Annotated in this window: 10 protein-coding genes; 3 read left to right on the forward strand and 7 right to left on the reverse strand. The window is 65.8% G+C overall.

All coding sequences use genetic code 11. The features are described from left to right. A complete protein-coding gene (locus ABQJ48_RS30715; RefSeq protein ID WP_367841715.1) occupies window positions 1–3,324 on the forward strand; it encodes an efflux RND transporter permease subunit in 3,324 nt (1,107 codons plus the stop codon). 129 nt (window positions 3,325–3,453) lie between these two features. Here the strand turns inward: ABQJ48_RS30715 and ABQJ48_RS30720 are convergent, their stop codons facing one another. From ABQJ48_RS30720 to ABQJ48_RS30730, 3 genes are all read right to left on the reverse strand, one after another. Then, entirely contained in the window at window positions 3,454–3,918 is a 465-nt protein-coding gene (locus ABQJ48_RS30720) for a hypothetical protein (RefSeq protein ID WP_367841716.1), read from the reverse strand. 104 nt (window positions 3,919–4,022) lie between these two features. Beyond that, window positions 4,023–4,586 carry a peroxiredoxin gene (locus ABQJ48_RS30725; protein WP_367841717.1) on the reverse strand — a complete coding sequence of 188 codons (564 nt, stop codon included), beginning with the start codon at window positions 4,584–4,586 and terminating at the stop codon, window positions 4,023–4,025. A gap of 155 nt (window positions 4,587–4,741) precedes the next feature. After that, window positions 4,742–6,070: an EAL and HDOD domain-containing protein gene (locus ABQJ48_RS30730; protein WP_367841718.1), complete on the reverse strand. Its 1,329-nt coding sequence runs from the start codon at window positions 6,068–6,070 to the stop codon at window positions 4,742–4,744. Window positions 6,071–6,394: 324 nt separating this feature from the next. Between ABQJ48_RS30730 and ABQJ48_RS30735 the strand changes: the two genes are divergently transcribed. Beyond that, complete coding sequence (locus tag ABQJ48_RS30735) at window positions 6,395–8,209, forward strand: putative bifunctional diguanylate cyclase/phosphodiesterase (RefSeq protein ID WP_367841719.1); 1,815 nt, start codon at window positions 6,395–6,397, stop codon at window positions 8,207–8,209. 91 nt (window positions 8,210–8,300) lie between these two features. Next, window positions 8,301–9,758, forward strand: coding sequence for an HDOD domain-containing protein (locus tag ABQJ48_RS30740; protein WP_367841720.1), 1,458 nt, complete (start codon window positions 8,301–8,303; stop codon window positions 9,756–9,758). A gap of 205 nt (window positions 9,759–9,963) precedes the next feature. Here ABQJ48_RS30740 and ABQJ48_RS30745 read toward each other — a convergent pair whose 3' ends face one another. From ABQJ48_RS30745 to astB, 4 genes are all read right to left on the reverse strand, one after another. Continuing rightward, window positions 9,964–11,340: an EAL and HDOD domain-containing protein gene (locus ABQJ48_RS30745; protein WP_367841721.1), complete on the reverse strand. Its 1,377-nt coding sequence runs from the start codon at window positions 11,338–11,340 to the stop codon at window positions 9,964–9,966. A gap of 332 nt (window positions 11,341–11,672) precedes the next feature. Next, window positions 11,673–12,467: an ABC transporter substrate-binding protein gene (locus ABQJ48_RS30750; RefSeq protein WP_367841722.1), complete on the reverse strand. Its 795-nt coding sequence runs from the start codon at window positions 12,465–12,467 to the stop codon at window positions 11,673–11,675. A 161-nt stretch (window positions 12,468–12,628) separates the two neighbouring features. After that, on the reverse strand, window positions 12,629–13,672 hold the full coding sequence (gene astE / locus ABQJ48_RS30755; RefSeq protein ID WP_367841723.1) for a succinylglutamate desuccinylase: 1,044 nt from the start codon (window positions 13,670–13,672) through the stop codon (window positions 12,629–12,631). Beyond that, window positions 13,656–14,996 carry an N-succinylarginine dihydrolase gene (gene astB / locus ABQJ48_RS30760; protein ID WP_367841724.1) on the reverse strand — a complete coding sequence of 447 codons (1,341 nt, stop codon included), beginning with the start codon at window positions 14,994–14,996 and terminating at the stop codon, window positions 13,656–13,658. Before astB ends, astE begins: the two co-directional genes overlap by 17 nt. Between the last annotated feature and the right edge of the window lie 6 nt (window positions 14,997–15,002).

Consider the following 15,002-nt stretch of genomic DNA (forward strand, 5'->3'; position numbering starts at 1 on the left):
ATGAATCTGTCGCGTCCGTTTATCTCGCGCCCGGTCGCCACGACGTTGCTGGCGATCGGCGTTGCGCTGGCCGGTATCGTCGCGTTCACCAAACTGCCGGTCGCGCCGCTGCCGCAAGTCGACTTCCCGACCATTTCGATTCAGGCCTCGTTGCCGGGCGCGAGCCCGGAGACCGTGGCCACCAGTGTCGCCAGTCCACTGGAGCGGCATCTGGGCTCGATCGCCGACGTCACGGAAATGACCTCGACCAGCTCCGTGGGCTCGACGCGGATCACCATGCAGTTCGGCCTGAACCGCAATATCGACGGCGCCGCGCGCGACGTGCAGGCCGCCATCAACGCCGCGCGCGCCGATCTGCCGAGCAGCCTGCGCAGCAACCCCACGTATCACAAGGTCAACCCCGCCGACGCGCCGATCATGATTCTGGCGCTCACGTCGAACACGCTGAGCGCCGGCCAGCTGTACGATTCGGCGGCTACCGTGCTGCAGCAGTCGCTGTCGCAGGTGGCCGGCGTCGGCGAAGTGGACGTGAGCGGCTCGGCCAATCCGGCCGTGCGCGTCGAACTGCAGCCGCAGGCGCTCGCGCACTACGGCATTGGTCTGGAAGACGTGCGCGCCGCGCTCGCCGCGGCCAACGCGAACAGTCCGAAGGGCTCGATCGAGTTCGGCGGGAACCGCGTGCAGATCTACACCAACGACCAGGCAACCAGGGCGTCGCAATATGAAGACCTGGTGATCGCGTACCGCAACGGCGCGGCGGTGAAACTCTCCGACGTCGCCGAGGTGGTCGATTCGGTCGAGGATCTGCGCAACCTGGGACTCTTCAACGGCAAGCGTTCGGTGCTGGTGATCCTGTACCGTCAGCCGGGCGCGAACATCATAGACACCATCGACCGGGTGACGGCGATGCTGCCGCAACTGCGCGCGTCGCTGCCCGCCGCGGTCGACATCTCGCCCACCGCGGATCGCTCCACCACGATCCGCGCGTCGCTGCGCGACACCGGCCGCACGCTGATGATCGCTGTGGTGCTGGTGGTGATGGTGGTGTTCCTGTTCCTGCGTAACTGGCGCGCCACGCTGATTCCGAGCGTGGCGGTGCCGATCTCGATCATCGGCACGTTCGGTGCCATGTACCTGCTGGGTTTCTCGATCGACAACCTGTCGCTGATGGCGTTGACCATCGCGACCGGCTTCGTGGTCGACGACGCGATCGTGGTGCTGGAGAACATCTCCCGGCATATCGAGAACGGCGTGCCGCGTATGAAGGCCGCGTTTCTCGGCGCGCGCGAAGTCGGCTTCACGGTGATGTCGATCAGCATTTCGCTGGTCGCCGTGTTCCTGCCGATCCTGCTGATGGGCGGCATTGTCGGCAGGCTGTTCCGCGAGTTCGCGCTGACGCTCTCGCTCGCGATCGGCGTGTCGCTGGTCGTCTCGCTCACGCTCACGCCGATGATGTGCTCGCGTCTGCTGCACGAGTCGTACGAGAAAAAGCAGGAAGGCCGTCTCGGGCGCTGGCTGGAACGCGGCTTCGCGTCGATGCAGCGCGGCTACGAGCGCACGCTCGGCTGGGCGCTGCTGCATCCGCGCGTGATCGTCACCATTCTGCTGTTGACGATCGGCCTGAACGTCTGGCTGTACGTCATCGTGCCGAAGGGCTTCTTTCCGCAGCAGGACACCGGCCGGCTGATCGGCGGCATTCAGGCCGACCAGAGCACGTCGTTCCAGGCAATGAAGGGCAAGTTCGCGCAAATGATGGATATCGTCGGCAAGAACCCGGCGGTGGACAGCGTGGTGGGTTTCACCGGCGGCCGGCAGACCAACTCGGGCTTCATGTTCGTGTCGCTCAAACCGAAGACCGAACGCAAGCTCTCCGCCGAGCAGGTGATGCAGCAACTGCGCGCGCCGCTCGGCAACGTCGCGGGCGCCCGCACCTTTCTGCAGGCGGTGCAGGACATCCGCGTCGGCGGACGGCAGTCGAACGCGCAATACCAGTTCACGCTGCTGGCCGATTCGACGCCCCAGCTGTACCTGTGGGGGCCCAGGCTCACCGAGGCGTTGCAGGCGCGCCGCGAACTGACGGACGTGAACTCCGACCAGCAGCAAGGCGGCCTCGAAGCGATGGTGACGATCGACCGCGCCACCGCGTCGCGCTTCGGGATCAAGCCCTCGCAGATCGACAACACCCTGTACGACGCGTTCGGCCAGCGCCAGGTGTCGACCATTTACAACCCGCTGAACCAGTATCACGTCGTGATGGAAGTCGCACCGCAATACTGGCAGAGTCCCGAGATGCTCAGGCAGCTCTACATCAGCACGTCGGGCGGCAGCGCGAGCGGCTCGCAGACCACCAACGCGCCGGCGGGCACGGTCACGTCGAAGAAGAACGCGCCGACGAGCGCCAGCACCAGCGCGGCCGCCGGCGGCACGGCGGGCACCACGGCGGCGAGCGCGGCCAGCATCGCCGCCGATTCCGCGCGCAACCAGGCGATCAACTCGATTGCGGCGAGCGGCAAGTCGAGTGCGTCGTCGGGCGCGGCCGTGTCGACGTCGAAGGAGACCATGGTGCCGTTGTCGGCGATCGCCAGCTTCGGGCCGGGCACCACGCCGCTCTCGGTCAACCACCAGAGCCAGTTCGTGGCCTCGACGATCTCGTTCAATCTGCCGCCGGGCGTGTCCCTCTCCACCGCGACGCAGGCGATCTACGACACCATGGCTCAAATCGGCATGCCGGCCACGATCCACGGCAGCTTCCAGGGCACGGCGCAGGCGTTCCAGCAGTCGTTGTCCGACCAGCCGATCCTGATCCTGAGCGCACTTGCGGCGGTGTACATCGTGCTGGGCATGCTGTACGAGAGCTACATCCACCCGCTGACGATTCTCTCGACGCTGCCTTCGGCGGGCGTCGGTGCGTTGCTCGCGCTGCTGCTCTTCAAGACGGAGTTCAGCATCATCGCGCTGATCGGCGTGATCCTGCTGATCGGTATCGTGAAGAAGAACGCGATCATGATGGTGGATTTCGCCATCGAAGCGTCGCGCCAGGGGATGTCCTCGCGCGACGCAATTTTCCAGGCCTGCCTGCTGCGCTTCCGGCCCATCATGATGACCACCTTCGCGGCGCTGCTCGGCGCGTTGCCGCTCGCGTTCGGGCACGGCGAAGGCGCCGAATTGCGGGCGCCATTGGGCATCTCCATCGTCGGCGGGCTGATCGTCAGTCAGATGCTCACGCTGTACACGACGCCGGTGGTGTATCTGTATATGGATCGGCTCCGGCAGCGGTGGGAGTCGAGGAAGGCGCGCAGAAGCGGTGCGGCGCCGTCTGTTTGATAGATCGCCTGGCGCCGTGGGCGCTGGCGATACGCGCCACTCTCAGGTCTTCAACAAGGTATTCGGGAGGCACGAAGTCGACGCGGCGATGGTGCTGATTGCTACGGCGTGCTCAATGGCCAGGCGCGCTCAAAGCTTCTGCTCCCTCGCCAGCAAAAAAATCCGCTGCCATTGCCGCGCCTGCCGCTCGCTCGACATCGGCACCAGCCAATCGCCATGCCTGGGATCTTTGACCTTCAAGGCCAACTGCACCAGATCATCGCGGCCCTGCACTTCGGCGCCCTGTATGTCGGCAAAGATATAAGCGCCGCGCTCCTCGCCGACATCGATCTCGCACAGCCGCTTGCCGGCCGCGAGCCGCACCGAGCCCCAGTTGCCCTTGAGCTCGTGCGTCCAGTCGCCATCGCGCACGTTCGGTGCGACTTCCTGGCGGCGTCGCCACCCATACGCGGCGGCAGCAATCAGCAGCGCCGCCACCAGCACGGCTACACCGAGGGCAACAGCCAGGCCGAACGCTGCCTCCAATGCATGGAACGCGCGCACAGCCCCGTACACCAGCCCGATCAGCGCCATTAGCGCAACCACAATCGGCATCGTCAGCTCACCCCGGAAAAAGACAATTCAACCTGGCACAGCGACGCCGCATCGTCAGCGCAAAAACCATCACGGACAACGCGCCGCCGCAACCGAACCCCACGTTACCGCGACTTGTGCGCTTCGGCCCAATCCTTGACTGCTTTCAACGTGTTCGCGACGTGCTTTTCCGGCGACAGGCTGGTGTATTCGTAGATGATCTTGCCGTCGGGCGCGATCACATACGACACGCGATTGGCCATCGAGCTGCGCATCGGCATGCCCGCGTCATACGCGCCGATCACTTTCGCATCGGCGTCCGCTGCAACCGGGAATTTGCTGCGGCATTCGCTGACCGAGAACTTCGTCAAGGTGTCGATGTTGTCGTGCGATACGCCGATCACCGTCGCGCCGTACTGCTTGTATTGGTCGACCGCATCCGCGAACTCGTGCGCTTCGATCGTGCAGCCCGTGGTGAAAGCCGCCGGATAGAAGTACAGCACGACCGGCCCTTGCTTCAACGCGTCGGCGAGTGAATACGTGTAGGTCTTGCCGCCGAGCGATGCCTGCACGGTGAACGGCGGCGCGTCGTCGCCCGGCTTGAGCGCGGCCGACGCGCACAGCGAATAGACAGCGAAGCCGGCCGAAATGATGGTGGCCAGTGCGGTGGTTATAAATCTTCTCTGCATGTGCTTCTCCTCGCGCGAGTATGCGGTTTGTTGCGTGATCGTGGCGCGGGGGCGTTGCACGCAACCCGCTTCTCGTTGCACGCGCTATTGAATCACGGCCGCCCGCGCTGCGTACGAAGCGGCCACGAAAGACGCGCGGCGCGCGGCAGTCCGGCTCAGCCAGCCGTCTCCTCGACGTGCGCGCCGAACCATGCCGCCGCGGACAGGTTGAGGTCGGACAACACATCCGGCGTAAGCGTCGCAAAGCCGGCCGGCGCATCAGGCGCGGCGGCAAGCGACGCCGCGTCGCCGCCCTCGCCTGCCACTTCGGCCAGACGCAACAGTGCGCCGAGTTCGCCCGTGTGCCCGACGATCGCCTCGCGAATGCGCGGCGCGAGGCCGAGCTTGTCCAGGACCGCCGCCGGCGTGCTGTCGAGCACCACATGCACCAGCGAGAAAATACCGGTCATGAACGCCGCATCGGCAAACTGGTCGTCGGACGGGCGCAGCCAGCTGGCGGCCAGTTCCATGAAACGCGAGCGCGTGCCGGCCAGTTGCACGAGCGGATCGGCGCGCCACGGCAAGTCGCCGCTGTCCGCGTACAGCAGCAGTTGCGCCCAGCGCGCAATCTGCCGCGTGCCGGTGGCGATGATCGCCTCGCGCAGCGACGCGATATTGCGGCCGAGCCCGAACGCGCTCGAATTGACGAGCCGCAGCAGTTGCACCACCACGCTCGGGTTCAGCTTGAGCTCGGCTTCCAGATCGCCGATGCCGGCATCGCGCGCGAGCAGCGCGAGCAGGCGCAGCAGCCCCGGCCGCAGCGAGCGGTTGCGCGGCGCGCTCAGCACCTGGGGCCGCGCGAAGAAGTAGCCCTGGAACAGATCGAAGCCGAGTTCGCGCGCGAGCATGAAATCGCCACGCGTCTCCACCTTCTCGGCCAGCAAGGTCTTGCCGTAGCCGCGCACGACGGCGGCTAGCTTGTCGAGCGCGCCACGTCCGGCCTGCAAAAAGTCCACTTTGACGATATCGGTGTACGGCAGCACGTACATCAGCTCGTCCGAGAGTTCGCTGACATCGTCGAGCGCGATCTGAAAGCCGGCGCGGCGCAACTCGCTGAGGCGGCGCGTCAGCTGCGCGTCGAACCTGACCGTTTCGAGGATCTCGAGCACGAAGCGCTCGGGCGGCAACAGATGGACGATGTCGTTGAACAGCAGCGCGCGGTCGATGTTGACGAAACCGCGGTGCTGCCCCAGCACGGCCGGCACACCGATCCCGCCGATCGTGTGCGCGACGACCTGCGCGGTGGCCTTGGTGTCGCAGTTGATCTCGGCGTAGTTGTGCGCACCGGCTCTGAACAGCAGCTCATAGGCATGGAGCGCGCCGTCGCGATCGAGAATCGGCTGGCGGCCCAGGTAGACGAACTGCGCGGCGGATGCGGCCTCGGCGGACGCGTCAAGCACCTCGATGCGCCGGGCATGGCTCCTGGCAAAATGACGTTCGGACATGGATCATCGGTGCAAGTGTTCGGAAGAGCTACGCCGCAGCAACGTCCTGGGCGCCGCTGCAGGACAGGGATGCCATATTAACGACATCGAGCGCCGCCACTTTAACCGAATTGCGCCCGCCGTCGCTGCCACGGATGTGCGTGGCCTGCGTACGCATTGTGCGAGGCCGGCCTGCGCATTGTTTTTGGCGGCAGCCACTAAAGTTTTTCCAGCACGGGTCGTTATCTCGTTCTGATGAGCCGGCCTGATACCTCTTGACCGCCCAAGCGGCACAGCCGGACACCGCCCCGCCAGCCAGACGAACCCAGGTTGCCAGCGACAAACATGGAAGCGAACAGCATCACCGCCCCCCGCCGGGGCTCCTTGCGCACGGTCATAGACCGGTTCTGTGCGTTCGGCCGGCAGGTGAACGGCACCCGGCAGACCGGCGCGAACCGCGCTCTGCAACTGGAACAGGTAGTCGGCGCAGTCGACCTGCTGGCGCACGTCGATGCCGCGCTGCGCTTCATCTATGTGTCGGACGCGAGCTTGCGCTTCATCGGCTACCACCGCGAGTATCTGGAGACCATCTCTCTGCACGACCTCGTCGCGCCCGCCGACGTGCCGCGCCTCGACGCACTGCTTGCGCGCGCGTCGAGCACACGCCACGTCGAGAAGGCGACCCTCGGCCTGATCAAGTCGCTGACCTATCCGATCACCGTCGAGCTGCGCGTCGTGCGCAGCAGCCACGAGGGCATCGACGGCTATGCGATCGCCGGCTTCGACGTATCGGCATGGTGCGCCACCGAGGAGCGCCTGACCAAGGCACTGCATCTGGATCGCCTGACCCATCTCGCCAACCAGTCGGCGCTGCTGCCCGCGCTGCTCGACGCCCAGCAGCAGGCCGACGCGCACGGCACGCCGGCGGCGCTGCTGCTGCTCGACCTCGACGACTATCAGCGCGTGAACCGCGCGCTCGGCTACGACGCCGGCGACGAGATGCTGCGCGACACGTCGCGGCGCCTGTTGAACATGACGAGCCCGAGCGAAACCGTGGCGCGCGTGGCGAGCGACGAGTTCGCGATCCTCGTCAAGCCCGCCGCCAGCCGCACCGACGCGGCCGCCGCCGCGGAAGCGCTGGCGCGGCGCCTGTTGGCCGCGATCCAGCAGCCGTATGTGTTCAAGGGCCAGCAGGTGCATCTGTCGGCGAGCATCGGTATCGCGCTCTACCCCGACGTGCGCCACGTCAACGACACCGCCGCGCACGACACTCACCTGCTGCGCTGGGCCGACCATGCGCTGCTGCAAGCCAAGGCGGCCGGCGGCAACACGCTCGCTTTCTACGTGCCGGACGACAACCCCGCCGACGCCGAACGCCTGAAGCTCGAAGCCGATCTCTACGACGGCGTGCGCAACGGCGAGTTCGCGCTGCACTTCCAGCCCATCACCAGCAGCCGCACGCATGGCGTGGTCGGCGTCGAGGCGTTGATCCGCTGGGCTCATCCGGTGCATGGGCTCGTGCCGCCGTCGATGTTCATTCCGCTCGCCGAGTCGATCGGCCTGATCAACTTCCTCGGCAACTGGGTGCTGAAGGTCGCGTGCATGCAATTGATTCAGTGGGACGCGCAAGGCATCTCGCTGCAATACGTGGCCGTGAACGTGTCGCCGCAGCAGTTCCGCGATCCGCGCTTCAAGGACAGCGTGCGCGAGGCGATCGCGCTGACCGGCATCGATCCGCGCCGCCTCGTGTTCGAGATCACCGAAAGCCTGCTGATGCACGACCCGGCCCACGCCACGGGTCTGCTCGAAGAGTTGACCGCGATGGGCATCCGCTTTGCCGTCGACGACTTCGGCACTGGCTATTCGAGCCTCGCTTATCTGCAACGGTTTCCGCTCGCCAAGCTCAAGATCGACCGGAGTTTCGTCGAGAATCTGCTAACCTCGCGAAACGATCAGGCAATCGTTAGCGCGGTGGTCGGGCTCGCGCAGACACTCGACCTCGAGCTGGTCGCCGAAGGCGTCGAAACAGAAGCGCAGCGCACGCTGCTCACCGAGATGGGATGCGATCATATTCAGGGATGGCTCGTCTGCAAGGCGCTGCCTTCGGAAGAACTTGCGCAGCGTTTCGAAGCGCGCACGCTTCACTTGCACTGCGCCTAGCCGTGCGGGCGCAACGCTTACTCAGTGGAACAAGCCGGCCGCGAGCCGGCGTGGCAATCAATGGAACGTGTATGGTATTTGCGGGACTCACATGCTAAAGGCGGCAGTGCTCGACCGGCTTTGGACGCGAATGAGCGAGCGGGGCGATTTCCCCATGCTGTCGCAGTCGCTGCGCACGACTATGGCAGCGGTGAACAATGACGACCTCGATTTCACGGGCCTCGTGCAGGTGGTGCTGTCGGACTTCGCATTGACGCAGAAAGTGCTGCGGCTCGCCAACTCGGCCATGTACATGGCGTTCGGCGGCAATATCACCACCGTATCGCGCGCGTTGATGGTGCTCGGCATGGACGCGGTCGGCCATCTCGTCGTCGGCCTGAAGATCGTCGATCACTTTCATCACAGCGCGCCGCGCCGCATCGACGCGAAACTCGAACTGAACCGCACGCTGCTGTCGGGCTGCGTCGCGCGCAAGCTCACCGAGCGCGGCGATCTGCGTGCCGGCGAGGAAGCGGTGGTCTGCACGCTGATGCGGCAGATCGGCAAGCTGCTGGTGGTGTTCTATCTGGACGCCGAGTGGGACCAGATTCGCCGGCATATCGACGAGGGCACGCACGAAGCCGAAGCCTGCGTGCTGGTGCTCGGCGTGACCTTCGACGAGATCGGCGCCGAAGCGGCCGTGCGTTGGCGTCTGCCCGACACGATCCGCTCGGGCATGCGCGAGTTCGATCCGCAGGACGTGGAAGAACCCCGCCAGGTACAGTGGCTGCGCGCCATCACCAATTACTCGACGGCGGTCGCCGACGTGCTGACCCAGCAGAGCATGCCTGACTGCGAACGTGAAGCGCGCATCGCCGAACTCGCGCAGGACTATAGCAGCGCGTTGAATACCGACCCCGAGGTGCTGCTGGAAATGAGTGTGGCGCTCGCCCGCGAGGAAGGCGGCGACGGCGTGATGGCCGAGATCGTCGAGTTGCGCGCGAATGCGGATGCCATCGCACGCGAGGCGCTCGACCCCGAGGCGCGCATCGCGGTGGGCGTCAAGGATCTGCGCGGCCTGCCCGAAGGCAGCCCGCTCGCGCCCGCGCTCGCCATGGCCGCGGAAACCGTGCTGGCCGGCCTCGGCTTTGCGCGCACGGTGGTGTTCGTCAAGCACAGCAACGGCACGTTCAAGGCACGGCTTGGTCTAGGTCCCAAGATCGATTCGGCGCTTCCCAAGCTGACCTTCAACAGCGCGTTCGAGCCCGACGTGTTTCATCTGGCCATCGCGAATTCGGTGGGCATCTTCATCGAGAACGCGCGCGACCCGAAGATGGTCGCGCGATTACCGGAGTGGTTCCGCCGCTCGTTCGACGACACCCGCGCGTTCTTGCTGCTGCCGGTCGTCGACGAGAGCGACCAGACAGTGTCGCTGCTATACGGCGACTGGTCGCATACTCAGGAGCCGCGCCGCATCTCGCAGAAGGAGATGAGCGTGCTCAACGAACTGGCAAAGGAATTAAGCCGTTTTTTCGGCTTGGGGCAGATGCGGGAAATGGAGACGATGTGAGGACGTGGCGTGATCGTTGATCATATGCCCTGGCTTCACTCTCACCGATTCAGTGTCTGCCCTGCTTCAAGCTGTTCGAGACTGCCCAGTCCGCGGGGGCGGCGTATGCCGGACGTGCGCGCTGTGGGTCATGCGGTTCATGCGGGCTCAGACCGTGCCCGCGCTTAAAAGCTGTAGCGCCGCGCCCGCTCCCCGTCGCGGCCAGTCAATCCTCGATCCGTTCCAGTCCCTGCGCGCTGTGGTCCGCGACGCCCGCCCACGCCGCCGCGGCGAGGCCCATCTGCGCGACCTCTTCCAGCGTCAACGGCGACAGGCGTTCGCACAGCATGGCGAGGTTCTCCCACTCACCCCCCTCGAGGGCCTCGATCACGCTCAGCAGTTCGCCCAGCTTGCCCTCGCGACGCAGGATCGCGGCCTGGATCGGACGCGACAGCGTCAGCACATTCAACGTGCTTTCGAGCGAGCCGCCGAACACCGCGTCGACGAATGAAAACACGCCCGTGAGAAACGCGGCGTCTGCCTCGTCGCGGCCCGCCTCGGGCAGACGCTCGATCGCCAGTTCCATGAAGCGCGCGCGGGTCGCCGCGAGTTGCAGCAACGGGTCGTCCTCGAGCGCGACCTTGCGGCCATCCGCATACAGCAGCAACTGCGTCCAGCGCGCGATGCGGTCGGTGCCGGTCGCATTGATCGCGTCACGCAGCGTCGTCACTTTATGGCCCACTGCCAGACCGCTCGCATTCGCGAGCTTCATCAGATGCATGACCAGCAGCGGATTGAGCTTCAGTTCGGCTTCGAGTTGCGCGACGGTGGGCTCGCCCGCCAGCAATTGCAGCAGATTGAGCAGCGCGTGGCGGGGGGCGCTGACGCGGCGCGAGGCCGCGCTTTGCGCGCGCGCGAAGAAGTAGCCCTGAAAGCGGTCGAAGCCGAGCGCTTGCGTGGCTTCGAAATCGGCCTGCGTGTCGATACCCGATGCGACCAGCAGCTTGCCCGCCGACTTCAGCACGCTCGCGAGCTTGGGCAGCAGCGCACCCGGCGTACGCGCGACGTCGATCTTCACGACCTCGGCATACGGCAGCAGTTTGGCGAAGCTCTCGTTGGGCTGCGTCACTTCGTCGAGCACGAAACGATAGCGCCGGCCATGGAGCTGCACGATACGCGCGATCAGTTCGTCGTCGACCGCGAGCGGCGGCGCGAGCTCGAACATGAAGCGATCGGCAGGCAGGCGCACGATGGAGTCGTCGAGCAGCATCTCGCGGCTGACGTCGACATACGCGACATGCCCGGTGAGCGCGCCGCGCACATCGCCTTGAAGCAGGCCGCGGACGATAGCGCGCGCCGCCAGTTGCGCCGGATCGCACGCGCGGCCGGGCAAGGCATCGGGGTCTGACGGCTGGCTTGCTGCGGTGGCTGCGGTGGCTGCGGTGGCTTCGGCCGGCGGCACTTCGGGCGCGCGGACCTTGAGCTCGTAGCCGCACAGCATGCCGTCCCCGTTCAGAATCGGCTGCCGGACGAAGCTGGCAAGCCATTGCGTCTCGTGCGCCGCGCCGGTCTGCCTCGAAGTCTCGATTGCGATGGTGGTCATTACGTTCCCCCGCGCGGCGCCTTTGGCGCTTTCCCGCTGTATTTTGGTTTTAGCCGCCCCGTGGCGCGTGTCGTTGACCCGGGTGAGCCCGTGGCGCCGACGGTATGCCCGCAGATTCTAGCGCAGGCAGTCAGGCTCCGAGAGGCCAACGGCGCAATATAGAGAAATAATTGGTGCGGGTGCCATCGCTGACGCGATCGACATCACCGCGTTGCAATGCCTGGCGCTTCGAACGGTTGCGACCATCGATGGCCGGATACGGAGATCGCGGCGCCCTGTGCAAACCCAGCTTCGTCGCATGCAGCATCGCACGCGAGAAGCCGCACGCCGCGCTACTTCAGCACGACGCTAACGTCGAAGTATCTGGCCGCGATACGGTCGAGCGTGCCGTCCGCCTTCAATTCCCGCAGCGCCTCGTTGAGCGCATCCTTGAGCGCCTTGTCGCTCTTGCGGATGCCGTAGCCGACGCCCGCGCCGAGCAGCTTCTCGTCGGTCACGGCCGGACCGGCGAATTCGAAGCCCGCACCTTGCGGCTTCTTCAGAAAGCCTTTGGATGCGGCTTCCGCGTCCTGAAACGATGCGTCGAGGCGCCCCGACGCCAGATCGGCGTAAATCTGGTCCTGCGTCTGATACGGCACGACGTCGACGCCGGCCGGCGCCCAACGTGCCTTCGCGTAGGTTTCCTGAATCGTGCCCTGCAGCACGCCGACGTGCTTGCCCTTCAGCGATGCCGGCGTCGGCAGCAGACCGCTACCCTTCTTTGCGATCATCCGATTCGGGATCGTGTAGATCGGATCGGTGAAATCGACCGCCTGGCGGCGCTGATCCGTAATCGTCATGTCCGAATTGATCGCACTGAACTTGCGGGCTTCGAGCGCCGGAATCAGGCCGTCGAACGCGTTCTCGACCCACACGCATTTGGCCTTTAGCTTCGCGCACACTGCGTTGCCGACGTCGATGTCGAAACCTTGCAGTTCGCCCGACGGCGCCTTCGATTCGAACGGCGCATACGACGCCTCGACGCCGAAGCGCACTTCCTTGATCTGCGCCGCCGACGCAGCACCAGACGCGACAGCCGCCGCCGAAAACAGCGTGAGCGCGACCATGTTTGGCCAATTCATTTTCATTAAGGGTGTTCCTCTACGGTATTGAATAAAACGGAGCCGGACAAGAGCGCACAACGCAACTGCGCCGGCATGCGATCCGGACTCGCGCGGCCTGCGTGATGCAGCGCGGCCGCCGCGACGCGGGATTCAACAGGGTCGGGGGCACGCCCGGCCCCGCATGACTAGACAAGTTGCGACAGGGTGTCCGCAGTCGTTTCGATCACCAGCAAACCGGCGCGCAAACCCGGCTTGACCGTCGCATTCGGAAACACGATGCACTCTTCGTCGTGACGCACCGTGTAGCGATACGCGCCGTCGCGCGCGAGCAGGCTGCCTTTCGCGAACGGCGTGAAGTTGGGCACGTCCGCCGCGAACAGCAGTTCGAACGCCTCGCTGTGCTTGGTGAGCTGGTCGATCACGGTGAAAACGCGCGGCAGTGCAGCGCTTGCGTTCGCGGGCGCGCCGGCCAGCAGCCGCCTCAATGCCGCGTCAGCGCCGGCAAAGCGCGTCAGATCGTTGTTGCCGAACGGGCGCACCTTGCCCAGTTCCAGCGTGCACGCATCGGCCCCGCAGGCCTGCGCGGTGAAGTGCGAATACGTGTTGCCTTGGGTGGTGTGCAACAGTACCGCGCTGATGCGCGCGTCGCCGAGCCATTCGAACATCGCGCGAGACAGGGGCTTGCCGGTATGCGGCAGCAACGCGAACTGCTCGAAGGCGGACGCGCGGATCGCGGTATGCATGTCGATGTGCCAGCGCGCGCCAACGGCCTGCGGCGCCGCCGCGAAGAAGCGCGTCGCGGCCTGCTCCAGTGCCGCCGCACGCGGCGCTTCGTGGCTGTGCGGCACCTGCAGATGACGGCTGCTGAAGAGCCGGTTCAGATCGTCGTCGCGATAGCGGACCGCATCGCGCATTGCGTCGACGTTGCCGAGGATCACCAGCAGCCGGCACGCCAGCGCCGCGCCGCCTTGCGCGAGATCGCGCACCAGCCGCGACAGCAATTCGATCGGCGCCGTTTCGTCGCCGTGAATGCCGGCCGATACCAGCACGCTGCGCACCTCGGCCATCGGCGCGGCGGGCTCCATGACGAGCACGCCGTTGTCGAGCCACGACCAGCGCACACCGTTCCCGCATACGCCGTGCGCGTCATGCGCGGCTGGCCGCGTCCCCTTCAGCGTATAGGCGAGGAAATCATCGAGCATCATCGCGTGCTCAGCGCTGGAAGTCATACAGCGAACCGAGGCCGAGAATCTGCGTGAGCTCGTCAAGCGCGGTGCGCGACTCGACCAGCAAGGTCGGATCGCTGAGATCGGCCGGCGCGAGACGATCGCGGTAATGCTTTTCGATCCACGCGTCGAGCCGGCCGAACAGCGCGTCGTCGATCCACACGCCCGGCGCGACCGCCGCGCGTTCCGCGTCGTCGAGCACCACGCGCAGCCGCAGACACGCGGGGCCGCCGCCGTTCTTCATGCTCTCGCGCAGATCGAACACCAGCACGTCATCGATCGGACCCGCGTGCGAAGCCAGCTCGTCGAGGTAGGCCGCGACGCGCGGATTCTCCCGGCATTCCTGCGGCACCACCAGCACCTGCTTGCCGTCAGGACGCGTCAACAGCTGACTGTTGAACAGATACGACGTGACGGCATCGGCGACGCTGACCTGAGCGTCAGGCACTTCGATCACGTCCAGGCCCGCGCTCATGGCCGCGAGCTTGGTGCGCAGTTCGTCGTACACCGCACTCTGCTCGACGAACGCCAGTTGATGGCAGAACAGCGTGTTGCGATTGCCGACTGCGATCACGTCGTTATGGAACACGCCCGCGTCGATCACGTCGGGGTTCTGCTGCGCGAACACGGTGGCCGCATCCGCCAGCCCGTGACGATGCGCGACCGCGCGGCTCGCCTCGAAGGTCTGCCGCGCAGGAAAGCGCTTGGGCTCGGCAGCGCGGCGATATTCGCTGCGGCCGTACACGAAGAATTCGACGCCGCGTGCGCTGTAGTCCGCGCAAAAGCGCGTGTGATTCGCCGCGCCTTCGTCGCCGAGCGCCGGCGTGCCCGGCAGCGCCTCGTGAACCATGAAGCGATCCGTGTCACTGAATATCGCGCGCAGCGTGCGGCGCGTCGATTCATGTTCGATCGCGCGATGCAGCTTGCTGCACAGATTGGCCGGCGTGAAATGCACGCGGCCGTCGTTGGTGTCGGCCGAAGGGCTCACGGTCGCCGCGTTCGCGGTCCACATCGCCGAGGCGGAGCTGGCGGCCGCGAGCAACTCAGGCGCGTGCTTCGCGACGCGCGCGATCACCGACGCGTCGTCGCCGGAGAAACCGAGTTCGCGCAACAGGCGCATCGACGGACGCTCCTGCGGCGGCAGCACGCCCTGATGAAAACCGAGATCGGCGAGCCGTTTCATCTTGCGCAGACCCTGGCGGGCCGCCGCCTTCGGATTGGCAACCGACTTCTCGTTGTTCTGCGACGCGACGTTGCCGAACGACAACCCCGCGTAGTTGTGAGTCGGGCCGACCAGGCCGTCGAAATTGGCTTCAGTGGCTTGCATCGTCGA

Origin of the sequence: Paraburkholderia suaedae (assembly GCF_040812055.1) — a bacterium.
Taxonomy (GTDB): Bacteria; Pseudomonadota; Gammaproteobacteria; order Burkholderiales; family Burkholderiaceae; genus Paraburkholderia.